Annotated in this window: 23 protein-coding genes; 9 read left to right on the top strand and 14 right to left on the bottom strand. The window is 61.0% G+C overall.

Annotated features, from left to right (window positions below; genetic code table 11):
- The first annotated feature begins 131 nt into the window (after nt 1-131).
- Together lon and AC58X1_RS19750 are read left to right on the top strand one after the other, a co-directional pair.
- Nucleotides 132-2,552 (top strand): endopeptidase La, encoded by a 2,421-nt coding sequence (lon, locus tag AC58X1_RS19755; protein ID WP_101321872.1) that lies wholly within the window; start codon nt 132-134, stop codon nt 2,550-2,552.
- Nucleotides 2,553-2,673: 121 nt separating this feature from the next.
- The gene (locus AC58X1_RS19750) at nt 2,674-3,066 is read left to right on the top strand and encodes a protease inhibitor I42 family protein (protein ID WP_101321873.1); all 393 of its coding nucleotides are present in this window, start codon (nt 2,674-2,676) and stop codon (nt 3,064-3,066) included.
- A gap of 6 nt (nt 3,067-3,072) precedes the next feature.
- On the opposite strand, the gene AC58X1_RS19745 is transcribed toward AC58X1_RS19750, so the two are convergent.
- Together AC58X1_RS19745 and AC58X1_RS19740 are read right to left on the bottom strand one after the other, a co-directional pair.
- Complete coding sequence (locus AC58X1_RS19745) at nt 3,073-4,011, bottom strand: alpha-xenorhabdolysin family binary toxin subunit B (protein WP_497429344.1); 939 nt, start codon at nt 4,009-4,011, stop codon at nt 3,073-3,075.
- 14 nt (nt 4,012-4,025) lie between these two features.
- Nucleotides 4,026-5,222, bottom strand: coding sequence for an alpha-xenorhabdolysin family binary toxin subunit A (locus AC58X1_RS19740; protein ID WP_497429343.1), 1,197 nt, complete (start codon nt 5,220-5,222; stop codon nt 4,026-4,028).
- Nucleotides 5,223-5,480: 258 nt separating this feature from the next.
- On the opposite strand from AC58X1_RS19740, the gene cmoA reads away from it, so the two are divergent.
- From cmoA to AC58X1_RS19720, 4 genes are all read left to right on the top strand, one after another.
- Entirely contained in the window at nt 5,481-6,224 is a 744-nt protein-coding gene (gene cmoA / locus AC58X1_RS19735; protein WP_101321876.1) for a carboxy-S-adenosyl-L-methionine synthase CmoA, read from the top strand.
- The gene (cmoB, locus tag AC58X1_RS19730) at nt 6,221-7,177 is read left to right on the top strand and encodes a tRNA 5-methoxyuridine(34)/uridine 5-oxyacetic acid(34) synthase CmoB (protein WP_101321877.1); all 957 of its coding nucleotides are present in this window, start codon (nt 6,221-6,223) and stop codon (nt 7,175-7,177) included. The genes cmoA and cmoB overlap by 4 nt, the downstream gene beginning before the upstream one ends.
- 180 nt (nt 7,178-7,357) lie before the next feature.
- A complete protein-coding gene (locus AC58X1_RS19725; RefSeq protein ID WP_101321878.1) occupies nt 7,358-8,032 on the top strand; it encodes a heavy metal response regulator transcription factor in 675 nt (224 codons plus the stop codon).
- Nucleotides 8,029-9,414 (top strand): heavy metal sensor histidine kinase, encoded by a 1,386-nt coding sequence (locus tag AC58X1_RS19720; protein WP_101321879.1) that lies wholly within the window; start codon nt 8,029-8,031, stop codon nt 9,412-9,414. Before AC58X1_RS19725 ends, AC58X1_RS19720 begins: the two co-directional genes overlap by 4 nt.
- A 6-nt stretch (nt 9,415-9,420) precedes the next feature.
- On the opposite strand, the gene pdxJ is transcribed toward AC58X1_RS19720, so the two are convergent.
- The 10 genes from pdxJ to rpoE all read right to left on the bottom strand — a co-directional run bounded on the left by pdxJ (nt 9,421) and on the right by rpoE (nt 19,340).
- Nucleotides 9,421-10,143, bottom strand: coding sequence for a pyridoxine 5'-phosphate synthase (pdxJ, locus tag AC58X1_RS19715; RefSeq protein WP_219855757.1), 723 nt, complete (start codon nt 10,141-10,143; stop codon nt 9,421-9,423).
- Between the two features lie 61 nt (nt 10,144-10,204).
- Nucleotides 10,205-10,888, bottom strand: a complete 684-nt coding sequence (recO, locus tag AC58X1_RS19710) for a DNA repair protein RecO (protein WP_312386932.1) — start codon at nt 10,886-10,888, stop codon at nt 10,205-10,207.
- A 54-nt stretch (nt 10,889-10,942) separates the two neighbouring features.
- Nucleotides 10,943-11,845, bottom strand: coding sequence for a GTPase Era (gene era, locus AC58X1_RS19705; protein ID WP_101321882.1), 903 nt, complete (start codon nt 11,843-11,845; stop codon nt 10,943-10,945).
- On the bottom strand, nt 11,838-12,527 hold the full coding sequence (gene rnc / locus AC58X1_RS19700) for a ribonuclease III (protein ID WP_101321883.1): 690 nt from the start codon (nt 12,525-12,527) through the stop codon (nt 11,838-11,840). The genes era and rnc overlap by 8 nt, the downstream gene beginning before the upstream one ends.
- Before the next feature lie 176 nt (nt 12,528-12,703).
- Nucleotides 12,704-13,558, bottom strand: a complete 855-nt coding sequence (lepB, locus tag AC58X1_RS19695; protein WP_101321884.1) for a signal peptidase I — start codon at nt 13,556-13,558, stop codon at nt 12,704-12,706.
- A 5-nt stretch (nt 13,559-13,563) separates the two neighbouring features.
- Nucleotides 13,564-15,363 (bottom strand): translation elongation factor 4, encoded by a 1,800-nt coding sequence (gene lepA / locus AC58X1_RS19690; RefSeq protein WP_103438390.1) that lies wholly within the window; start codon nt 15,361-15,363, stop codon nt 13,564-13,566.
- Nucleotides 15,364-15,555: 192 nt separating this feature from the next.
- The gene (locus AC58X1_RS19685; protein WP_371918946.1) at nt 15,556-16,956 is read right to left on the bottom strand and encodes a DegQ family serine endoprotease; all 1,401 of its coding nucleotides are present in this window, start codon (nt 16,954-16,956) and stop codon (nt 15,556-15,558) included.
- Between the two features lie 202 nt (nt 16,957-17,158).
- On the bottom strand, nt 17,159-18,124 hold the full coding sequence (locus AC58X1_RS19680) for a MucB/RseB C-terminal domain-containing protein (protein WP_101321887.1): 966 nt from the start codon (nt 18,122-18,124) through the stop codon (nt 17,159-17,161).
- Between the two features lie 12 nt (nt 18,125-18,136).
- Entirely contained in the window at nt 18,137-18,727 is a 591-nt protein-coding gene (locus tag AC58X1_RS19675; protein WP_497429342.1) for an RseA family anti-sigma factor, read from the bottom strand.
- A 31-nt stretch (nt 18,728-18,758) separates the two neighbouring features.
- Complete coding sequence (gene rpoE / locus AC58X1_RS19670) at nt 18,759-19,340, bottom strand: RNA polymerase sigma factor RpoE/AlgU (RefSeq protein WP_011535354.1); 582 nt, start codon at nt 19,338-19,340, stop codon at nt 18,759-18,761.
- A 438-nt stretch (nt 19,341-19,778) separates the two neighbouring features.
- Here rpoE and nadB point away from each other — a divergent pair, with 438 nt between their 5' ends.
- Nucleotides 19,779-21,383 carry an L-aspartate oxidase gene (gene nadB / locus AC58X1_RS19665; RefSeq protein WP_150570586.1) on the top strand — a complete coding sequence of 535 codons (1,605 nt, stop codon included), beginning with the start codon at nt 19,779-19,781 and terminating at the stop codon, nt 21,381-21,383.
- Nucleotides 21,384-21,389: 6 nt separating this feature from the next.
- Here the strand turns inward: nadB and AC58X1_RS19660 are convergent, their stop codons facing one another.
- Nucleotides 21,390-21,839 carry a protein YgfX gene (locus AC58X1_RS19660; RefSeq protein WP_101321894.1) on the bottom strand — a complete coding sequence of 150 codons (450 nt, stop codon included), beginning with the start codon at nt 21,837-21,839 and terminating at the stop codon, nt 21,390-21,392.
- Nucleotides 21,823-22,077, bottom strand: a complete 255-nt coding sequence (locus AC58X1_RS19655) for an FAD assembly factor SdhE (RefSeq protein WP_101321895.1) — start codon at nt 22,075-22,077, stop codon at nt 21,823-21,825. The genes AC58X1_RS19660 and AC58X1_RS19655 overlap by 17 nt, the downstream gene beginning before the upstream one ends.
- A 133-nt stretch (nt 22,078-22,210) precedes the next feature.
- Here AC58X1_RS19655 and ygfZ point away from each other — a divergent pair, with 133 nt between their 5' ends.
- Entirely contained in the window at nt 22,211-23,152 is a 942-nt protein-coding gene (gene ygfZ, locus AC58X1_RS19650) for a CAF17-like 4Fe-4S cluster assembly/insertion protein YgfZ (RefSeq protein WP_150570588.1), read from the top strand.
- Nucleotides 23,153-23,203: 51 nt separating this feature from the next.
- Nucleotides 23,204-24,010, top strand: coding sequence for an HDOD domain-containing protein (locus AC58X1_RS19645; protein WP_101321897.1), 807 nt, complete (start codon nt 23,204-23,206; stop codon nt 24,008-24,010).
- The last annotated feature ends 8 nt before the right edge of the window (nt 24,011-24,018 follow it).

Here is a 24,018-nt window from a genome sequence, read left to right as displayed (position 1 = left end):
AGCGGAACCTGTACGGTTCCGCTTTTTTTTGGTCCCTTATAAATAGCGCGCTAACCTCTTCATCTACGCTGGCTTGAAACCCATTGGCCTTTACCCCATCTAAGCACCATAGTCATTAACTCAGGTGCCTCATGAGCGACCAGCAGGATCATTCGGAACAGCCCGACGAACATAGCGAAATCGAACACCTCGAAGGCGCCGCAATCCCTGGCCATGCCCTGGCCCTGCCCGGCCAACAGCTGCCAGACAAGGTCTACGTCATCCCGATTCACAACCGCCCATTCTTCCCGGCCCAGGTGCTGCCGGTGATCGTCAACGAAGAGCCATGGGCAGAAACCCTCGACCTGGTGGCCAAGACCGATCACCACTCGCTGGCGCTGTTCTTCATGGATACGCCCCCCGAAGATCACCGTCACTTCGACACTTCGGCATTGCCCGAATACGGCACCCTGGTCAAGGTCCACCACGCCAGCCGCGAGAACGGCAAGCTGCAGTTCGTTGCCCAGGGCCTGACCCGGGTGCGCATCCGTACCTGGCTCAAACACCATCGCCCGCCTTATCTGGTCGAAGTCGAGTACCCGCGCCAGTCGACCGAGCCGACCGATGAGGTCAAGGCGTACGGCATGGCCTTGATCAACGCGATCAAGGAGTTGCTGCCGCTCAACCCGTTGTACAGCGAAGAGCTGAAGAACTATCTCAACCGCTTCAGCCCCAACGACCCGTCGCCGCTGACCGACTTTGCTGCGGCACTGACCTCGGCCACCGGCAAGCAGCTGCAGGAAGTGCTCGACTGCGTGCCCATGCTCAAACGCATGGAAAAAGTCTTGCCGATGCTGCGCAAGGAAGTGGAAGTCGCCCACCTGCAGAACGAGATCTCGGCAGAGGTCAACCGGCAGATCGGCGAACACCAGCGCGAGTTCTTCCTCAAGGAACAGCTCAAGGTCATCCAGCAGGAACTTGGCCTGACCAAGGACGACCGCAGCGCCGACCTTGAGCAGTTCAAGCAGCGCCTGGAGGGCAAGACCCTGCCTGCCACCGCGAAAAAACGCCTTGATGAAGAGCTGGGCAAGCTGGCGATCCTGGAAACCGGCTCGCCGGAATACGCCGTTACCCGCAACTATCTGGAATGGGCCAGCGCCCTGCCCTGGGGCGTTTACGGCAAGGACAAGCTCGACCTCAAGCATGCACGCAAGGTGCTTGATCAGCATCACGCCGGGCTGGATGACATCAAGGAGCGGATTCTCGAGTTCCTCGCCGTCGGCGCCTGGAAAGGCGAGATCAGTGGCTCGATCGTGTTGCTGGTTGGCCCGCCCGGGGTGGGCAAGACCAGCATCGGCAAGTCCATCGCCGAATCGCTCGGCCGGCCGTTCTACCGCTTCAGTGTCGGCGGCATGCGCGACGAGGCCGAGATCAAGGGCCACCGCCGCACCTACATTGGCGCCCAGCCGGGCAAGCTGGTGCAGGCGCTGAAAGATGTTGAGGTGATGAACCCGGTGATCATGCTCGACGAGATCGACAAGATGGGCCAGAGCTATCAGGGCGACCCGGCCTCGGCGCTGCTGGAAACCCTCGACCCGGAGCAAAACGTCGATTTCCTTGATCACTATCTGGACTTGCGCCTGGACCTGTCCAAGGTGTTGTTCGTGTGTACCGCCAACACCCTCGACTCGATTCCGGGGCCTCTGCTCGACCGCATGGAAGTGATCCGCCTGTCTGGTTACATCACCGAAGAGAAGCTGGCCATCGCCAAGCGTCACCTGTGGCCCAAGCAGCTGGAGAAAGCCGGTGTCGCCAAGACCAGCCTGACCATCAGCGACAGTGCGCTGCGACTGGTGATCGACGGCTATGCGCGGGAAGCTGGCGTGCGACAACTGGAGAAGCAACTGGGCAAGCTGGTGCGCAAGGCCGTGATGAAATTGCTCGAAGAGCCAACGGCCAAGCTCAAGATCGCCCCCAAGGACCTCGAAGCCGCACTGGGCATGCCGGTATTTCGCAGCGAACAAGTGCTGGCAGGCAAAGGCGTGATCACTGGCCTGGCCTGGACCAGCATGGGCGGTGCCACGCTGCCGATCGAAGCCACGCGCATTCATACGCTCAACCGCGGCTTCAAGCTGACCGGCAAACTGGGTGATGTCATGAAGGAATCTGCTGAAATTGCCTACAGCTACGTCAGCGCCAATCTTAAGCAGTTTGGCGGCGACCCCGGTTTCTTCAACGAGGCTTTCATTCACCTGCATGTGCCTGAGGGTGCCACGCCCAAGGACGGTCCGAGTGCCGGCGTAACCATGGCCAGCGCACTGTTGTCGCTGGCTCGCGATCAGGCGCCGAAAAAAGGCGTGGCCATGACTGGCGAGCTGACCCTGACCGGCCAGGTCCTGCCGATCGGCGGTGTGCGCGAGAAGATCATCGCCGCCAAGCGGCAAAAACTCTTCGAGCTGATCCTCCCCGAAGCCAACCGCGGCGACTTCGAGGAACTGCCGGAGTACCTGCGCGAAGGGCTTACGGTGCATTTCGCCAAGCGCTTTACCGACGTGGCCAAGGTATTATTCTGATCTGAGGGCGTTCGACCCCGTGCTGCCAGTCACGGGGTCGAACAGCCGAAAACACCAGCAGGCTGGACAGACCTGCAAGTGCTTCGGTTATGCTCGGTCATCGCCCGTTTCCGGAGCCAACATGACAGCCACCCGCCTCCTTGTCGCCTCAAGCCTGACCCTGATCACCGCCTGCGCCCAGCAGCCCCCGCAGAACGTCGACCTGGACGCGAAACATGAATGTCCGGTCCGCCTGCAACTGGGTCAGAGCCTGACGTTGAGCCTCCCGAGCAACCCGACCACCGGCTACCGCTGGCGGGTCGACGACGCTGCACCTGAAGTCCTCCGAGCGCTGAGCCCGGAGGTGTACAGCCAGCCGGAAGCGGCCGGCCTGGTCGGCAGCGCTGGCGTCTCGACCTGGCGGTTCCAGGCCAAGGCTGTCGGAGCAGCCCAGCTGACTCTGGTTTACCAGCAGCCCTGGGCACCAGAAGTACGGCCAGTGCAAACCTTCGATTGCGCCATCTCGGTCAGGTGATGCTGATCACCCACCCTCGAATTGCCGGCGCACCTGCAACAAGTAGTCGTGGATGTTGCGCAACGCCGTCAGCAGCTCACTTCGCTCGACGGTATTGATTGCCAGTTGTTCCAAAGGCTGCCAACCGCTGGTGAGTTTGGCCGCCTCCTGCAACCATTGACCGTGCAGCGTGCCCAGTTCATCCAGCCCGTCGTACTGCGCAAGTTCCTCCTGACTCCTGGCCAGACGCGCCTGAGTCTGCGCAAGACTCTCGTGCTGTTCCTTCAGACGTTTGTCCAGGACACCCACCGCCTTGACCAGATCGGCAAACTTGCGGGCGGCAGCCAGTTCGTCGACCCCTTCGTTGAGTCTGCGAATGCCGGCCTTGATCACGGCTGGATCGAGGCTTGGGTCCTTGAGCAGAGCCAGGGCGGCATCAACATCCTGCTCTTTGGGAATAAGGCCTTTGAACGCTTTGCTCACCGAGGGCTTTTCCAAGGCATCAATGAGCTGGTGAATGTCGTCCAGGCGCTGCTGCTGTTTCGCCAGCATTTCTTCAAGACCACTGATCGCTGATTGTTGCGCGCTGATCGACGACCTGAGTTCCCCCCGTAGCACTGCAGCGTCAGGTAACGGGTGGCTGTTGACGTCGGCGATGGCGCCGCTTGCCTGGGCCATCGCCTGCTGCACAGTACCTCGCGCCCGCAGCAGCTCCTGCCCGTTCTCTTCACTTTCATCCTCCTGGGCGTCCTCCAGTGGCCCCTTTAATGCAACCCACGCCGCGAGGATTTTTTTCCGAAGTACCTTGTTACCGTGTTCGATACGTTTCGACAGATCGCCAATCTGCTCGCGCAGGGCGGGCAGCATCAATGTGGCTTCACCGTGAGCGATATCGTTGACTCGCGTCTCGACCTTCAGCATGTTCGCAATATCAGGCAACAGCGACGCCGTGTTTTTCATGTCCATAACCCAACCTTCCCTTAAGAGACTATCGTTTCATTGAACAACTTTGAAATTGTCTTGGAGATTCCCAGGATGTCTTTCCAAGGACTGATCACTCGCTGAAACTGCCGCACAAATTTTTTCAGCATTACCTGGGTGTCAACTTTTTCGAGCTGCGCCAACGATTGCTCAACGTAGACTTCCAGCAACACCCAGACATCTTCGAGATTCTTGACGGCGGTCCTGACCTCGACCAGACGGAACTGCAAGTCCATGATCAGTCTCTTGGTCGATTCAAAGCTTTCAGACTGCGCGAGCAAGTTGCTCTTACGAACAGCCGACGCTTCCCGTCTGGCGATCAGCGTATTCTTCTCGACCCGCACTTCCTCGGCCTGAGCACCGTAGATGCCACCGGTAATCAAGAGCCCTACCGGCCCGAAAACAAGGCCATAAAAGGAAGCGCCGACCAGACCGTTATACTCGTCAAGCTTGCGCTCGATCGCGTTATCCAGCTCCGTCAACTCCAGGTCGATTTTCTGCACTTCAAGGGAAACGTCTTTCTTGTTCATCGCCTTGAGCAAACCGTCCGCAGTCGGCTTAAGGTGACTGCCAATGACATCTGCAAACCTATCAGTGAGCGCTTTGACATGCCGGATCGACTTCAATCGCTCCTTGATCTGCGATTCAATCTCTTTCAGGTAACTGTCCACGCCCTCCTTAAAGGTCGCCGCGTCCTTGCTGGACAGCGGAACAGGCGGTGTTTTTTCCAGATCAATATCATTGAGTGACGTGTTTTCCAACGATGCCCACGCGTCAGTCAATTTCAACTCGGCAATAAAAGCTACCCCTTCAGTGAACAAGGTCTCGGCGAATACCTGCAGTTCGCTGCCCATCTTCTTGCACGCATCTTCGATGTCATCCCATCCGTTGACATGCGTGCGCAGGTCGTCGTAGAAACGGTGCACGTCGTCAATCTCTAACCCCACGGCGGAAAAATCCAGCGTACCGGCAAGTTCCTCGCGAGAGGAGGGCAATCGGCGCACGGCCGCTTCGTAACGCTTTATCATCAGCAGGTTGTCCTTGCTGAAAATGAAAGCCGGTTCGTCTTTCTTCAAATCGAAGATCTGTTGGGGAATCCGCTCAGCCCGCTCACTCGGCGTCAGTTCTTCAAACGTCGGGGGGCGAACCGCGTCTGCTGCGCCCGACTTCACCGGGGTTTCAGTGTTCTCACTCATCGCTGCTCTCCACGCAATGTCAATTGGCAACACGGGATCATGGCCTTGACTGCGACTAAGAGCCTAAGCCTGTGAGCACCCGACCGAAGTCGGCACAACGTTGAAGCACTGACAGAAATGTCAACGCTCGACGCCAGAACGCTGAGAAATGGAATCGTTGCCACCGGTCCCCGATTTGCGCTGTCTGGCCCGGCTACATAGGCAGCGACGACCGCGTTAGCTAGAATACTGCCCCACCTTTTTTCCCAAGAGCCCGCAGTGAGCCAGACACCCGACCGCCTGTTTGCAAGGCCCCTGGACCAGGTGCCCGACTTCGTCTTCAACGAGGACGTGGTGCGGGTGTTCCCGGACATGATCAAGCGCTCGGTGCCCGGTTACCCGACCATCGTCGAAAACCTTGGCGTGCTGGCCGCACGTTTTGCCCAGCCACACTCCGCGCTGTATGACCTCGGCGCCTCGCTGGGTGCGGTTACCCAGTCGTTGCGCCGCCACGTGCGCAGCGACGGCTGCCGGGTGATCGCCGTGGACAACTCGGCAGCCATGGTCGAACGCTGTCGCCAGTACCTCACAGCGCAAGACTCGATGTTCCAGGAACTGCTCCCGGTCCAGGTGCTCGAGGCGGATATTCTGGCCCTGCCATTCGAGCCAGCCTCGGTGGTGGCGATGAATTTCACCCTGCAGTTCATCGCCCCCACCCAGCGCCTCGAACTGCTCAGCCGCATCCGCCAGACACTGCTGCCGGGCGGGGCGTTGATCCTCTCGGAAAAACTCTGCTTCGCCGATGACCAGGAACAGGCACTCCTGAACGAACTGCACCTGGACTTCAAACGCGCCAACGGCTACAGCGAACTGGAAATTGCCCAGAAGCGCAGCGCCATCGAACACGTGATGAAACCCGACACCCTCGAAACCCACAAGGCGCGCCTGCATGCGGCCGGTTTCAGCAAGGTCGTGCCGTGGTTCCAATGCCTAAACTTCGCCTCACTGATAGCCCTGCCATGATCGATTTGTCCCCCCTGGTCCGCCGTCTGGCGGGCACCCCCCTGGCCACCTGGTCACAAGGCCTGCAAGCCCAACTGGCCAGCAAGATGGAAAAAGGCCACGGTGACCTTGAGCGCTGGCATGGCGCCCTCGAGGCGCTGCCTGAGCTCGTGCCGAGTGAAGTTGACCTGGTCAATGGCCTAAGCCTGCACAGCCCCTGCGATGAGGCAACGCGCGCTCAGCTGCAGCAGGCCTTGATGGGCCTGTCGCCTTGGCGCAAGGGCCCATTCGAGTTGTTTGGCGTCCATGTCGACACCGAATGGCATTCGGACTGGAAGTGGGCGCGGGTCAGCCCGCACCTGGACCTGACCGGCAAGCGTGTGCTGGATGTCGGCTGTGGCAATGGCTACTACCAATGGCGCATGCTCGGCGCCGGCGCTGACATGGTGGTCGGAGTCGACCCCAACTGGCTGTTTTTCTGCCAGTTCCAGGCGGTGCACAAGTACCTGCCCGAGCTGCCGGCGTGGCACCTGCCATTCGCCCTTGAGGAACTGCCGGCCAACCTCGAAGGCTTCGACACGGTGTTTTCGATGGGTGTGTTCTATCACCGTCGTTCGCCCATCGAGCACTTGCTGGCGCTCAAGGACTGCCTGGTAAAAGGCGGCGAGCTGGTGCTGGAAACTCTGGTCATCGAAGGCGACGAGAATCAAGTGCTGGTTCCCGAAGACCGCTATGCGCAGATGCGCAATGTCTGGTTCTTGCCTTCGGTACCGGCACTGGAGCGCCTGCTGCGGCGCGCCGGCTTCAGTGACGTGCGCTGCGTCGACGTCAGTGTCACCAGTGTCGAGGAGCAGCGCAGCACCGAGTGGATGCGCTACCAGTCTCTGAGCGACTTTCTCGACCCGCAGGACCACAGCCGCACCATCGAAGGCCTGCCCGCCCCGCGGCGGGCGACGATCCTGGCGCGCAAGTAAACCCGGCCGCAACCATCCTGTCTACTCAGCGCGTCGTCTGGCTAACCGCCAGATGACGCGCTGATTACAAATCCGTTATCCACGCCGATCCACCCCAGGCTTGGCGTACTATCGCGCGCTTGACCTTGATCCAGCTTCAGGGTCGACAATCCCTCTCCCGAATTCTGCCTGAGCCCAAGCATGCGCCTACTGATCATCGAGGACGAACTGCGGACTGCCGATTACCTTCAGCAGGGGCTGCGCGAAAACGGCTATGTCGTGGATTGCGCACACACTGGCATCGACGGCCTGCACATGGCCCGCCAGCAGGCCTATGACCTGGTCATTCTGGACGTCAACCTGCCGGAACTGGACGGCTGGGCCGTACTGCAACGGCTACGCGCCGAGTCGGCCACGCGAATCATGATGCTCACCGCTCACGGTCGCCTGTCTGACCGGGTCAAGGGCCTGGATCTGGGCGCGGATGACTACCTGCTCAAGCCATTCGAATTTCCCGAATTGCTGGCGCGGATCCGCAGTCTGTTGCGGCGCAACGATCAGCAGGTGCAGCCAAGCACATTGCGCGTCGCCGACCTGGAGCTGGACCCTGGCCGCCACCGGGCCTGGCGTGGCAGCACACGTATCGACCTCACTGCCAAGGAGTTCTCGCTGCTGCACCTGCTGATGCGCCAGAGCGGCGAGGTGCTGTCACGCACGCAGATCATCTCGTTGGTGTGGGACATGAACTTCGATTGCGACACCAACGTTGTCGAGGTGTCGATCCGGCGCTTGCGGGCCAAGATCGACGATCCCTTCGAAGACAAACTGATCCACACCCTGCGCGGTGTTGGCTACGTGCTCGAGGCGCGCCGTTGAAACCCGCCAGCCTGTCTCTGCGGCTTGGTCTGAGCGTGACCCTGATGGGCGCCGCGCTGGTGCTGCTGTTGGCCTGCCTGGCGGTGTTTGCCCTCGACCATGAGCTGGACAGCCGCGCGCGCAAGGACCTCGCGCGCAAGATGCTGCAGGTAGAACACAACCTGCGGGTCGACCTGCGTAGCGCTGACCTGGCCAGCCGTGCCCACCCACTGCTCGACCTGGTCATGGGCCATGACAACCTAAGCCTCAGCGTGATTGCTCTTAATGGCCGCCATGCAGCCTTGCTCAGCCTGGGCCCGGCGCTGCAGTCACAGCGCCTGCGCGAGCTGCCGTGGAGCGACGGCCAGACCTTTCAGGAATGGAAGGACAGCAGCGGAGCACAGTTTCTCAGCGTGACGCAGGCGATGCGGCTGCGCGATGACACCCCGGTGCGGGTAATGATGACCCTCAATCGCGCCGACGATCACTACCTGTTGCACGCCTACCTGCGCTCGACTCTGCTGGCCTTGCCGTTGTTACTGCTGCTGATTGGCGTCTGTGCCTGGAAGCTGGTGCAGCGCAGTTTGAAACCACTGAGGCGGTTTCGCCGGATCGCCGGCCAGGTGTCTGCGCAAGCGCTCGACCATCGACTGCCCTCCAGCGGCCTGCCGCAGGAACTGGCCGACCTCGCCCGCTCGATCAATGTGATGCTGGATCGGCTCGATCAGGGTGTGCGCCAGTTGTCGCAGTTTTCCGACGACCTCGCGCATGAGCTACGCACGCCCCTGAGCAACCTGATGGGCAAGGCCCAGGTTACCCTCGCCCGCCCACGCGACAGCGGCGATTATCGCGAGGTGCTGGAAGACAGCATCGAAGAACTGACTCGGCTCAACCGCATCATCAACGACATGTTGTTTCTCGCGCAGGTCAGCCAGCCGCAGGCCCAGGTCGAGTTCAAACCGCTGGCGCTGGCCGACGAAGTCGTGCGCGTCAGCGAGCTGTTTGCCATCAGCGCCGAAGTGAAGGATATCGAGATCAGGCATCAAGGCTGGGCCACCGCCCTGGGCGACCGGCTGATGTGCCAACGGGCCTTGTCCAACCTGCTCAGCAACGCACTAAGACATGGCCCCGAGGGCAGCGTCGTAACCATTGGCATTGGCCGCCATGCACAGCAGGCCTGGGTATGGGTTGAGAACCACGGGCCGGGGATCGCTGACGAGCACCTGCCACACCTGTTCGAAAGGTTCTACCGGGCCGACAGCGGTCGCTCGCGGCTCGATGGCGGCACTGGCCTGGGGCTGGCGATCGTGCAGTCGATCATGCAACTGCACGGCGGCCGGGTCGAGGTCAGCAGCCAGGCGCATGGGCCAACCCGGTTTACCTTGCTGTTTCGTGCCGAGTGACGCCGATCAGCGCGAGGCCTGCAGGATCAACGCCTTCATTTCAGCCACGGCGGCCTTGAAGCCGACAAACAGCGCATGCGCCACCAGCGCGTGACCGATGTTCAGCTCGTTGATGCCCTTGATCGCCGCGACCGCCTCGACGTTGTGGTAATGCAGGCCGTGGCCGGCGTTGACGATCAGGCCCTGGCCGACGCCAAACGCGACGCCGTCGGCGATGCGCTTGAGCTCATCGGCCACCTCGGTTGGGGTCAGCGCATCGGCATAGCGACCGGTGTGCAGCTCGATGGCCGGCGCGCCGACCCGTCGCGAAGCTTCGATCTGGCGCTCGTCGGCATCGATGAACAACGACACTTCAGCGCCGGTGCGGGCCAGGCGCTCGACGGCCGCCTTGATCCGCGCTTCCTGACCGGCCACATCGAGGCCGCCTTCGGTGGTCAGTTCCTGACGGGTTTCCGGGACCAGGCAGATGTGCGCCGGGCGAATCTGCTCAGCGAACAGCATCATCTCTTCGGTAACGCCCATCTCGAAGTTCATCCGCGTCTGCAGCACGTCCTTGAGCAACAGTACATCGCGCTCCTGGATATGCCGGCGGTCTTCACGCAGGTGTACGGTAATGCCGTCGGCGCCCGCTTCTTCGGCGTCCAGCGCGGCCTTGACCGGATCTGGATAGCGGGTGCCGCGGGCCTGGCGCAAGGTCGCCACGTGGTCGATGTTGACGCCGAGAAGCATGCGGTTGCTATGAGTCACGAAAGGCTCTCCTGAAGATGTAGCCGCACAGCATACGACGTGCTCAGCGCTTGCGAAACAACTCCCGACTCACCAACGGTTTTGGCCCCAGGTGGACGGCCAGGGCCTGGCGCATCAGTCGCTTGGCTGCCAGCAATGCGCCAGGCGCTTCCCACTCGGCGTGGGCCAGTGCGAGCAGTTCATCGCCCTTGAACAACCCGGGCTGGAACAGCTCCACCCGCTCAAGCCCGGCGTCGACCTGCAGGCGGTACAGACCAGTGGCGGCGATAGGCTCGGCGTTGACGTCGTGATCCAGGGCAAAGGCGTAACCGAGCTGCTCCAGCAGGCGCCATTCAAAGGCCCGCAGCAACGGCTCCAATGGCCGGCCCTGGCCCAACGCCTGCAGGGTCAGGGCATAGTGCTCGAACAGCGCTGGGTATGGCGCCTCGGCCGGCAGCAGGCGCATCAGCAGTTCATTCAGGTACAAGCCGCTGAACAGTGCATCACCATTGAGCCAGGCGGCAATGCCGGCGCTGTCGAGGCGGTTGACGTTTTTCAGCTCGCCGCGCCCACGCAGCTCGACTTCCAACGGCACGAACGAGCGCACCAGGCTGCCACCCTTGCCCCGCGCCCGGCGCAGCACCGCACGCACGCGACCTTGCGGCGTGAAAAAGTCCACCAGCGCGCTGGTCTCGCGGTACGCACGGCTGTGCAGCACGTACGCCGGCTGACCTTGAGGTTGTTCCATGGGGAAGGCCCGGATGCAGAACGGCCCGGAACAATCCGGGCCGTTGGGGGTGTGTTACAGGTCGCCGTAGCCCAGCGAGCGCAGGGCGCGCTCATCATCGGACCAACCGCCTTTGACCTTGACCCAAAGGTTGAGCATGACCTTGGCGTCGAACAGCGTTTCCATGTCCTTGCGCGCGTCGGAGCCGATGCGCTTGATACGCTCGCCTTTGTCGCCAATGATGATCTTCTTCTGGCCATCACGCTCGACGAGGATCAGGGCATGGATGTGCAGCACATGGCCTTGCTGCTTGAACTCTTCGATCTCGACAGTGATCTGGTACGGCAGCTCGGCACCCAGTTGGCGCATGATCTTCTCGCGGACCAGTTCGGCGGCGAGGAAGCGGCTGCTGCGGTCGGTGATCTGGTCTTCCGGGAAGAAGTGATCGTTCTCCGGCAGCTGCTTGGCGATCAGTGCTTCCAGCGCTTCGAGGTTGTGCCCCTGCTGGGCGGAGATCGGCACGACTTCGGCGTTCGGCAGTTGCTCCTGCAGCCATTTCAGGTGCGGGATCAATTCGGCCTTCTCGTCCATCCGGTCGGTCTTGTTGACCGCGATGATCAGCGGGCCGGTAACGTACTGGACACGCTCGAGCACCAGTTGGTCCTCGTCGGTCCAGCGGGTGCGGTCAACCACGAAGATCACCACGTCGACGTCCTTGAGGGCGGCCGAAGCGGTGCGGTTCATGTAGCGGTTGAGCGCCTTGTCGTTGGCCTTGTGCATGCCTGGGGTATCGACGTAGATCGCCTGCACGTCACCCTCGGTCTTGATCCCGAGCATGTTGTGGCGGGTGGTCTGCGGCTTGCGCGAGGTGATCGCCAGCTTTTGCCCGAGGATATGGTTGAGCAAGGTCGACTTGCCAACGTTGGGGCGACCGACAATGGCTACGTAGCCGCAACGGGTTGGGTTGTTCTCAGTCATTACCATTCTCCACGCCCAGGGCGATCAGTGCAGCGGCGGCGGCGACTTGCTCGGCAATACGCCGGCTTACGCCCTGGCCACGGCTCTTGTTGTTCAGCAGGACCACTTCGCATTCGACGAAGAAGGTCCGGCAATGAGGTTCGCCCTGGATATCGACCACTTCATAACGCGGCAAATCGCAACCACGCGACTGCAGAAACTCCTGCAGGCGGGTTTTCGGGTCTTTATTGGTGTCGACCAGTGTCAGGCTCTCGAACTCATCGGTCAGCCAGGCCAGAATGCGCTCGCGCGCGGTCTGCATGTCGGCATCCAGATAGATGGCGCCAATCAGCGCCTCGAGGGCATCGGCGAGGATCGATTCGCGGCGAAAACCACCGCTTTTCAGCTCACCCGAACCCAGTCGGAGGAATTCGCCCAGGTCGAATCCACGCGCCAGCCGCGCCAGAGTTTCACCCTTGACCAGGCGTGCGCGCAGGCGCGACAGCTGGCCTTCGCGGGCCTGCGGGAAGCGCTCGAACAGCGCCTCGCCGGCGACGAAATTGAGGATGGCGTCGCCAAGAAACTCCAGGCGCTCGTTATTGCGCCCGGCATAGCTGCGATGGGTCAGGGCCAGCAACATCTGGTCCTGATCCTTGAAGGTATAGCCGAGCTTGCGCTCCAGGCGTGCGAGGGAAGCAGTCATGCGGCCACCCGTTTGTTGTTCAACGCGTTGTTCAAATCAACATCCTGAAAAGACGGTATGGCTGTGAATCGCTGCCAGTTGGTAGCGCCCCCGTGTTTCAAGACGCTCTCGACCTTGAGTACACAGCCTATGTCAGAAAAGCATTCGGCGCTGTCTGCAGACAGCGCCGATGGGTATCAATGGATCAGGCCGACCCGCGACAGGTTGGGCAGGTGGCTGAGCTTGGGCTCTGGCCAACTCATCCAGACTGCAAACGCCTTGCCGACGATATTGCGGTCCGGAACCATGCCATGCAGTTCCTTGGGAATGTTTGGATCATCCCAGAAACGGCTGTCGTTGGAGTTGTCGCGGTTGTCGCCCATCATGAAGTAATGGCCGGCGGGTACCGTCCATTGCTGGTCAGGCGGCATGCGGTAGCGGCTCATTTCCTTGCGGATCATGTGCTCGGCCGCGCCCAATTGCTCCTTGTACAGCTCAGCGCTGCCCAAGGTGCCTGGTTCGCTACCGACCAACTGCTCGGCGACCTGCTTGCCATTGACGAACAGGCGCTTGTCGCTGGTGTAGCCGATCTGGTCGCCCGGCAGGCCAACCACACGCTTGATGTAGTTGACGTTGGGGTCGCTCGGATAGCGGAACACCATCACGTCGCCCCGCTGCGGCTGACCAATCTCGATGACCTTCTTGTCGATCACCGGCAGGCGAATGCCGTAGGAGAACTTGTTCACCAGGATGAAGTCGCCCACTTCCAGCGTCGGTTTCATCGACCCGGAAGGAATCTGGAACGGCTCTACCAGGAACGAGCGCAGCACCAGCACGATGAACAGCACCGGGAAGAACGACTTGCCGTACTCAACCAGCAACGGCTCCTTGTTCAGCTTCTCGACCACGGCCATTTCTGGCTGGCTGACGCTGCCCTGATAGGTGGCAATCGCCGCCCGCCGGCGCGGAGCCAGGAACAGCAGATCGATCAGAGCCAACAAGCCACAGACGGCAACGGCGATGACGAGCAACAGCGGGAAATTTAGCGACATAGGACCTAGCTATCCAACCTGAGCACGGCGAGGAAGGCTTCTTGTGGAATTTCCACGTTACCGACCTGTTTCATGCGTTTCTTACCGGCTTTCTGCTTTTCGAGCAGTTTGCGTTTACGGCTGACGTCGCCGCCATAACACTTGGCCAGTACGTTCTTTCTGAGCGCCTTGACAGTGGTCCGGGCGACGATCTGCCCGCCGATGGCGGCCTGGATCGCGACGTCGAACATCTGCCGAGGAATCAGTTCTTTCATTTTCTCGGTCAGCGCGCGCCCTTTGTAGTGGGCGTTGTCGCGGTGCACGATCAGCGCCAGCGCATCAACCTTGTCGCCGTTGATCAACACGTCCAGCTTGACCAGGTTGGCCGACTGGTAACGATCGAAATGGTAGTCCAGCGACGCGTAACCGCGGCTGGTCGACTTCAAACGGTCGAAGAAGTCCAGTACCACCTCGTTCATTGGCAGATCGTAGCTTACCTGCACCTGAGTACCGAGGAACTGCATGTCACGCTGGACACCGCGCTTCTCGATGCACAGGGTAATGACGTTACCCAGGTGTTCTTGCGGCACCAGGATATTGGCGCGCACGATTGGCTCACGGAAGTCTTCGACTGCTGATACATCCGGCAGTTTCGACGGGTTGTCGACGTGAATGGTTTCACCGGTCTTGAGCTTGATCTCGAAGATCACGCTCGGCGCCGTGGTGATCAGGTCCAGGTCATATTCGCGCTCGAGGCGCTCCTGGATGATCTCCATGTGCAGCATGCCGAGGAAGCCACAACGGAAGCCAAAGCCCAGTGCATCCGAGCTTTCAGGCGCGTACTGCAGCGACGAGTCGTTCAGGGTCAGCTTTTGCAGCGCATCGCGGAAGTCTTCGAAATCATCGGAAGACACCGGAAACAGGCCAGCGTAGACCTGTGGCTGAATACGTTTGAAGCCTGGCAGCACTTCCACCTCGGGGGTGGAGCTCAAGGTCAGGGTGTCGCCGACCGGCGCGCCGAGAATTTCCTTGATGCTGGCAATGATGAAGCCCACTTCGCCTGCTTTGAGATCGGCGGTCTGGGTGTGCTTTGGCGTGAACACGCCGACGCTGTCGACCAGGTGAACCTTGCCGGTCGACTTGACCAGAATCTTGTCGCCCTTTTTCACGCGGCCGTGGCGCACGCGAACCAGGGACACGACGCCCAGGTAGTTGTCGAACCAGGAGTCGATGATCAGCGCTTGCAGTGGTGCATCGATGTCACCGGTTGGCGCCGGGATCTGCTGCACAAGGCGCTCGAGCACCTCGTCCACGCCCATGCCGCTCTTGGCGCTGCAGGCTACGGCGTCGGCCGCGTCGATACCGATGATCTTCTCGATTTCGTCCTTGACGCGGTCCGGATCGGCCTGGGGCAGGTCCATCTTGTTCAGTACCGGCATGACCTCAAGGCCCTGCTCGATAGCGGTGTAGCAGTTGGCCACGGACTGGGCTTCGACACCCTGGCCAGCATCGACCACCAACAACGCGCCTTCACAGGCGGCCAGCGACCGGCTGACTTCATAGGTGAAGTCTACGTGGCCGGGAGTGTCGATGAAGTTCAGCTGGTAGGTCTTGCCGTCCTGCGCCTTGTAATGCAGCGTGACGCTATGGGCTTTGATGGTGATGCCGCGCTCGCGCTCCAGATCCATCGAATCGAGCACCTGGGCTTCCATTTCGCGCGCCGAGAGGCCACCGCACATCTGAATGAAACGGTCGGCCAGCGTCGACTTGCCGTGGTCGATGTGGGCGATGATGGAGAAATTGCGGATATGACTCAAATCACTCACGGGTCACTACTCGAAATGGCTGCGAGCCGGACGCCCGCCGAAAAATAGCCGGGAATTGTACCTTAAGCCGCAGCCTTGTGGGAGATTCCTGATCGGCTGCAATCCCGCGTGGCTTGGCAGGCCGCCATGAAATTTTCATCCGTTTACAAAAAAGGGCAGCCGAAGCTGCCCTGTATTGCGCTGCCGCTATGCTTATTCAGCCAGCTTGAAGGTGATGAAGCTGGCGCGCCCTTGGCGCAGCACTCGCATCGACACCGAGCGATTCTTCGGCAGGTCCTTGGCGATCTCGGTGAACTCTTTGGCCGAGCCAATGGCCTGATTGTTGAGGTGGCTGATGACGTCACCCGGACGCAGACCGATCAACGCCGCCGGACCATCCAGCACTTCCTTGATGACCACGCCCCCCTTGAGTTCGAGAGCTTTTTTCTGCTCGGCGGTCAGGTCCGAAACCGCTACACCGAGGCGGTTGCTGCTGCGCTCGGCACTGCCCTGGCCAGGTGTGGTGATATCGGCATCTTCATCAGGCAAAGCGCCGACAGTTACGTCGAGGTTCTGCCGCTTGCCGTTGCGGATGATCTCAAGCTTGGCCTTGGCGCCATCCTTGAGGCTGCCGACCAGGTGCGGCAGGTCTGCCGACATGACGATCGGCTGGCCATTCATGCTGAGGATGACATCACCGACCTGCAAACCGCCTTTGGCCGCTGGACCGTCTTCCAGCACCTGAGCTACCAGGGCGCCGGCAGGCTTGTCCAGACCGAACGACTCGGCCAGGTCCTTGTTGACCTCCTGGATCACCACACCCAACCAACCGCGATTGACCTTGCCGTCTTTCTTGAGCTGATTGGAGACATCCAGCGCCACGTCGATCGGGATCGCGAACGACAGGCCCATGAAGCCGCCAGAGCGGGTGAAGATCTGCGAGTTGATGCCGACCACTTCGCCTTTCATGTTGAACAGCGGGCCGCCGGAGTTACCCGGGTTGATCGCCACGTCGGTCTGGATGAACGGCACGTAGGTGTCGTTGGGCAGGGTCCGGCCTTTGGCGCTGACGATGCCTTTGGTTACCGAGTGATCAAAGCCGAACGGCGAGCCGATAGCCAGTACCCATTCGCCGACTTTGAGTTTCTCCGAATCGCCCAGCTTGACGATCGGCAGATCCTTGCCTTCAACCTTGAGCAAAGCGACGTCGGTGCGCGGGTCGGTGCCGACCAGCTTGGCCTGCAGCTCGCTGCGGTCGGACAGGCGCACGATGATCTCGTCAGCGTCGGCGACCACATGGTTGTTGGTCAGCACATAACCATCGCTGGAAATGATGAAGCCCGAACCCAGCGATTGCGCTTCGCGCTGGCGGTCGCCGCGCGGCGAACGCGGCTGTTGTGGCATGTTGCGCTCGAAGAATTCACGGAACATCGGCGGCAGGCCTTCAAGATCAGGCATCTGCCCGGCAGCGATGCGCCGATCAGGCAGCTTCTGCTTGGTACTGATGTTCACCACCGCCGGCGAAGCCTGCTCGACCAGCGTAGTGAAGTCCGGCAGTGCTTCTTCAGCCTGGGCCGTCAGCACCTGGCCGAGCATCAGCACGGCGGCGAACATGGAGAGATAGGGTTTCAAGCGTGGTATTGACATACGGCTCCCGTCACAACGAGCGTAAATTGCATTAAGACCCCTGCAGATGCAGGAAAGGCCAGACCCCGAGGACTCTGACCTATAGAAAATTTACGAAGGGATTGCAAATGACATTGCGTTAATTTCATTTCAGCCGATTACGTGAAGGGCTGCAAACGCAGGCGCGCCGCTACTGGCTGGCCTGGGCATCCTGAGCACGCATGGACAATGCAACGCGCTCGGCAGTACCCAACGGGATCTCGCCAACCACCGTGACGATGACCTTACCCTTGGGAGTATTGAGGTAGCGCGAGACAGCCACGGTCGGACCAAGCTGCACGCGGGTATCGTTACCTGAATCATCCTTGACCGGCTCCAGAAATACCGAAAAACGAGTCAGCCCATCGTCATACATCAGACTGCTGACAGTGGTCTTGCGCGAAACATCACTGCGTACCGAGCTGTTGACCAACTCGAAACCGGGCGGCAACCAATCGGAGCGCCAACCACCTACTGCCGGCAACGGCGAAGCTGCAACTGCATGTTCTACAGGCTTGCACGCATCACTTGGGCGCATCGCTTGCTCGGTTGGCGGTGTGGTATCCAGACGAGTCATCTGGAAACGCTCGAGCAATTGACCCTTGTCGTTGAGCATCAACGAACGCAGGGGCAATGCGGTCTGGCGGTCCAGATGCAATTCGAAGGCGTAGCGATGCTGGTCACGGGGGGTCAGGGTGATAATCACCGCATCGCGCCCGGCAACCCGCGACTTGCCGGCAACGCTCAAGTCGTACCAGCTCATCAGTTTGAGGGGGTCCAGCACCCGCGGGGCAGAGCTGGGCGGCGTCGAGACGCCACTCACCAGATCGCCACTGACGCACTGCACCTGACCGTCCACGCGGACGATCTCCTGAGCCGTACCATCGAGCTGCAACAGCCGCTCGCTGACCGATCCATTGGCAACGCGGTGCCAGATGTCGTGGGAAGAGAAGCTGCCGTTGCGTTCGTAAACGAACGAACCCTGGTAGCTCTGGGATTGCTCAGCTCGTGCCAGCTTGTTCAGCCACTCATTCGCCTGAGGCGAAGAGTTGGCTGCCAACGCTGGCACCATCATGCAACTGCCTACCAGCAGTGACAGAAGAGGTAGCGCGCGCATGATGCTCCTTAACTAGCGGTTTTCCAGGCTAGCGGCGCGGGCGTATGGCAGTGCGGTTTCAGTGCCCTTGAGCGCTGATTCCTGAGCGTGCTGCTTCAAGTAGCCCGGCAGACGCTTGTCCCAGCCTTCCTGGCTCTGCAAGACACCATTGGCCATCGGCCCGGTGGGCTGCTCGCTGCTCTCGCTGTAGCCAGCCAGAACTGCCGGACCTTGCGTTTGCGGCATGGTCAGACCTTGCTGAGCAGGCTGTTGCGCAGCCAGTTCGCTACCGGTGATTTCGTCCTGGTTATACAGACGCACGCCGGCCAGTACTGCAACGGTTACCGAGGCAGCCACGGCCAAACGGCCGATGCTACGCCAAGGGCCTTGCTTGACCTTGGCTGGCACAGCCTCATCGGCCAGTGCAGCAGAGACCGCCGCAGCGATGTCCAGCTTGGGCAGCAGCAGTTCCTTGTGCATGGCTGCACGGGCAACCTGGTAACGCGACCAGGTAGCACGGGTGTCGGCGTCATCAGTGGCGCTCAAAACACGACGCAGCTCCAATTCATCCGCTTCGTTGTCCATTACGGCGGACAGCGATTCCTGCAAAGCTTCACGACTCATGGCGGTTCCTCTCTTGGCTGTAGCCGCTGTCTCAGGATTCCTGCAGCAACGGCTGCAAGGCTTTATCAATGGCCTCCCGAGCGCGGAAAATCCTTGAGCGCACGGTCCCCACCGGACATTGCATGACGCTCGCAATGTCCTCATAACTCAGACCATCAAATTCGCGCAAAGTTAGTGCCGTGCGCAGATCTTCTGGCAGTTGCTGGATGGTCCGATGGACGGTACCTTCGATCTCATCCCGCAACAACGAGCGTTCTGGGGACTCGAGATCCTTGAGACCATGATCGCCGTCATAGAACTCCGCATCCTCGGAGCTCACATCACTGTCGGGTGGCCTTCTACCGCGGGACACCAGATAGTTTTTCGCCGTGTTGATGGCGATGCGGTACAGCCAGGTATAAAACGCGCTGTCACCGCGGAAATTGCCTAGCGCCCTGTAGGCCTTGATGAAGGCTTCCTGCGCCACATCCTGGGCTTCATGGGTGTCGTGTACAAAGCGCACGATCAACCCGAGAATCTTGTGCTGATACTTCAGCACCAACAGATCGAACGCTCGCCTGTCGCCGCGCTGCACGCGCTCGACAAGCTGCTGATCCTCTTCCTGGGTTAGCATGAATACTCCTCAGTGAACTTGAAGGAGCATTGCAACAGCCACCGTTCAGGCTTGCAAACATAGACTCGGGCTTTGCGCAAAAGTTCTCCCCTCCAAGCAAGTTTCCTGCGGCCTCTGGTCGGCTCGCACGAAAAAGACGCAGTACGGTCACGGCCGGCCGCGTCATTGATCTGGTCTTGATTTACGCAGGTATCAGCCCATTTCGAGCTACTGCCCTGCGTCGCCTTGGCATTCGTGGCGTATGGGCAGCCTTCATAGGATTTCCAGCCAGACTGGAAAGTTCCCGGAAGATCGCCGTTGCGTGACAAGCGCCATTGGAAATCAGGCACCCGGGGCTGCTATAAAGGCATCCCGGCAACGTTTTCACGATAGTTTCACAATGCCATCTGCGCATCGCTATTGTGCCGTTCCCCTCCCCTAGATTACTAGTGCCCCGACATGAGCAAACAATTCCAATACGATGTCCTGGTGATCGGCAGTGGGGCCGCAGGCCTCAGCCTGGCACTCAACCTTCCGGATCACCTGCGCATCGCTGTGCTGAGCAAGGGTGACCTGGCCAATGGCTCGACCTTTTGGGCCCAGGGCGGCGTTGCCGCCGTGCTTGACGACACCGACACTGTGCAGTCGCATGTCGAGGACACCCTCAATGCCGGCGGCGGACTGTGCTCGGAAGAAGCGGTGCGGTTTACCGTTGAGCATAGTCGCGAAGCGATTGAGTGGCTGATCGAACAAGGCGTGCCATTTACTCGCGACGAACACCCACCGGGTGACGACCGCAGCTTCGAATTTCACCTGACCCGCGAAGGCGGCCACAGCCACCGGCGCATCATCCATGCGGCCGACGCTACCGGTGCGGCGATCTTTACCACCCTGCTGCAGCGCGCCCGGCAACGGTCCAACATCACCCTGCTGGAGCAGCGCGTCGCCGTCGACCTGATCACCGAGCGCCGCCTTGGCCTGGACGGCGAGCGCTGCCTCGGCGCCTACGTACTGGACCGCAACAGCGGCGAGGTGGATACCTTCGGCGCGCGCTTCACCGTGCTTGCAACCGGCGGTGCAGCCAAGGTCTACCTCTATACCAGCAACCCCGACGGCGCCTGCGGCGATGGCATTGCCATGGCCTGGCGCGCGGGCTGCCGGGTCGCCAACCTTGAATTCAACCAGTTTCACCCGACCTGCCTGTACCACCCGCAGGCCAAGAGCTTCCTGGTCACCGAGGCCCTGCGCGGCGAGGGCGCCCTGCTGCGCCTGCCCAATGGCGAGCGCTTCATGCCGCGCTTCGACCCACGCGAAGAACTGGCACCACGGGATATCGTCGCGCGCGCTATCGACCACGAAATGAAGCGCCTGGGTGTGGACTGCGTTTACCTGGACATCACCCACAAGCCAGCCGAGTTCATCAAGAGCCACTTCCCGACCGTGTACGAGCGCTGCCTGACCTTCGGCATCGACATCACGCGCCAGCCGATTCCGGTGGTCCCGGCTGCGCACTACACCTGCGGCGGGGTGATGGTCGACGATCGCGGTCACACCGACGTGCCCGGCTTGTATGCCATTGGCGAGACCAGCTTCACCGGCTTGCACGGCGCCAACCGGATGGCCAGCAACTCGCTGCTGGAGTGCTTTGTTTATGGCCGCTCGGCGGCTGCCGACATCGAAGCGAGCCTGGACCGGGTCGAAATGCCGCAGGCTCTGCCTTGCTGGGATGCCAGCCAGGTTACCGATTCGGACGAAGACGTGATCATTGCGCACAACTGGGACGAACTGCGGCGCTTCATGTGGGACTACGTCGGGATCGTGCGCACCAGCAAGCGCCTGCAACGGGCTGAACACCGTGTACGCCTGCTGCTGGATGAGATCGACGAGTTCTACAGCAACTACAAGGTCAGCCGCGATTTGATTGAGCTGCGCAATCTGGCCCAGGTCGCCGAATTGATGATTCGCTCGGCGATGCAGCGCAAGGAAAGCCGCGGCCTGCACTACACCCTGGACTATCCGGCGATGCTGCCCGAAGCGCGCGATACCATTCTCAGCCCGCTCTGAGCGGGCTCAAGAAGGCTGCGCCCAGCGCCTGCGACTGAACTTCAAGCGCAGGCGCAGGCGCCGGTGTTGCTCCAGCGCCAGCGCGTCAGGACAAACGCACTGACTTTCGCTGAGGCGCCGCCCCGCTCGCACGAAACGCAATACCACCAGCCCCGGCAGAGCCATGCTGTCCGGCAGCAGGCGCACCGCCTGCCAGCCCTGGCTGCGGCTGTACAGCTGCCAGCCTTGGCTGTCGCGGCGCAGGCCGGTGATGGCGTCAGGATGAGTAAGCAGGATGCGCCGGGGAATGACCCAGCAGGCGTGGCTAAGGCAGCCCGCGGCGAGTGGCAGCAGCCACCAGCGCGGCTCGCTCAGCCAAAGCGCCAGCAATGCCAGCGCCAGACTCGCCAGATAGGCCGTCAGCAGCCGGCGTGAGCCCTGCCAACGGCACTGGAACTGCTCACTTGGGCTGGACACGGTCCAGAATGATCCGAACCATGCGCTGCAGCTCAGGGTCTTCAGACTCGCTGCGCTCCATGAACCAGCCGAACATGTCCTGGTCTTCACAAGCCAGCAAGCGCACGTAAAGCTCGCGGTCCGCTTCGTTCAGGGTGGCGTAGACTTCCTGGGTGAAGGGCACCAGCAGCACGTCGAGCTCCAGCATGCCGCGGCGGCTGTGCCAGAAAAGCCGGTTGATTTCAGTTTGTTCGACCATGGGACCCTCCTCGAATGGGCGGCGAGTATACCGCGCCGGGCACACGGCGGCACAAGGCGTTGGTCTAGTCACCTACCTATTTTGTTACCAGCGTTCTATGATGGCTACCAGTCTCAAGCAACCGCGATGACCCATGGCCGACTCTGCTTTCTATTGCTCCCTTGCCCACGAGGGCATCCTCGCCGTTCGCGGCTCCGACGCTGGCAAGTTTCTGCAAGGCCAGCTGACCTGTAATCTCAACTACCTAAGCCAGGAGCAATCGAGCCTGGGCGCGCGCTGCATGGTCAAAGGCCGTATGCAGTCGAGCTTCCGTATCGTGCCCGAGGGCAACGGCTTGCTGCTGGCGATGGCCCGCGGCCTGATCGATGCACAGCTGGCCGACCTGAAAAAATACGCGGTATTTTCCAAGGCCACGCTGACCGACGAAAGCGCCAGCTGGGTCCGCTTTGGGCTGGAGCACGCTGAGCAGGCCTTGCTCGCACTTGGCCTGGATGTGCCCGCTGAAGATGGCGCAACGGTCCGTGAACATGGCCTGATCGCTATCCGCGTTTCGCCCGGCCGCGTCGAACTGTGGGTCCCGGCTGAACAGGCCCACAACGTGCAGCAGCAACTCGCTGGTACGCTCAGCGAAGGCAGCCTCAACGACTGGCTACTGGGGCAGATCCGCGCTGGTATTGGCCAGGTTTTCGAGCAGACCCGTGAACTGTTCATTCCGCAGATGATCAATCTGCAGGCGGTGGGCGGCGTGAGTTTCAAGAAAGGCTGTTATACCGGCCAGGAAATCGTCGCGCGCATGCAGTACCTGGGCAAGCTCAAACGCCGTCAGTACCGACTGGCTCTGGCCGTTGCCGATGTGCCTGCGCCCGGCAGCCAGATCTTTTCGCCCACCCACGGTTCTGCGGTTGGCGAAGTCGTGCTGGCAGCTGCCTGTGAACAAGGCTGCGAACTGCTCGCAGTGATCAGCGCCGACGCGGTAGAAGATGACAACCTGCACCTGCTCAGCCTCGAAGGCCCACGCCTGACCTTGCTGAGCCTGCCTTACGAACTGGACCGCGACCGGGAAATCCAGCGCTGACCAGCCTGCCCCGCACCGTGCGGGGCTGCCACACTGCGGTAGAGAATCTCCATGAACAGACTGGCCGAGATGGTCCAGGCGCAATTACTCACTGCCATCGCCAATGACGACCTGGTCCTGCCGACCCTGCCGGAAGTGGCACTGAGCATCCGCGAGGCTGCTGAAGACAGCGAGATCAGCGTTTCGGCCCTGAGCAGGGTGATCGGCCGCGATGCCGCGCTATCTGCGCGCTTGATCAAAGTGGTCAACAGCCCCCTGTTGCGCGCCGCCGTCGAAGTCACCGATCTGCACACGGCGATTACCCGGCTGGGCATCAACTACAGCTGCAACCTGTCGATCGGGCTGGTAATCGAGCAGATCTTCCATGCCCGCTCGCCTGCGGTGGAGCAAAAGTTGCGCGATATCTGGGCCACCAGCCTGGAAGTTGCCGGCATCAGCTATGAGCTGTGTCGCCGCTACACTGACCTCAAGCCCGATCAGGCGACCCTCGGTGGCCTTGTTCATCAGATCGGCGCGCTGCCGGTGCTGATCTATGCCGAAGAGCACAACGAGTTGCTGTCCGACCCGGTCTGCCTGAACTATGTGATCGAGCAGATCCAGCCGGTCCTGGGCGACAAGATCCTCAGTGACTGGGAGTTCCCCGAGCAACTGGTCAAGCTGCCTGGGCTAATCCAGGATCTGGATCGGCGCACCGACAAGGTCGATTACATCGACGTGGTGCAAATCGCCCGCTGCCTGAGCCAGCGCGGCCGCAGCCGGCCCCTGGCGGCACTGCCCGCCTATCGGCACCTCGGCCTGCCGCAGGGCACGGAGCTGGAAGTAGCAGAGCTGCTCGAAGCGCGAAGCATGTTGCGCTGAGGGCTAGT

This window comes from Pseudomonas sp. PGPR N4, assembly GCF_059693665.1.
The sequence above is the reverse complement of the archived record's forward strand: the minus strand, read 5'-3'. Positions and strand labels throughout refer to the sequence as shown.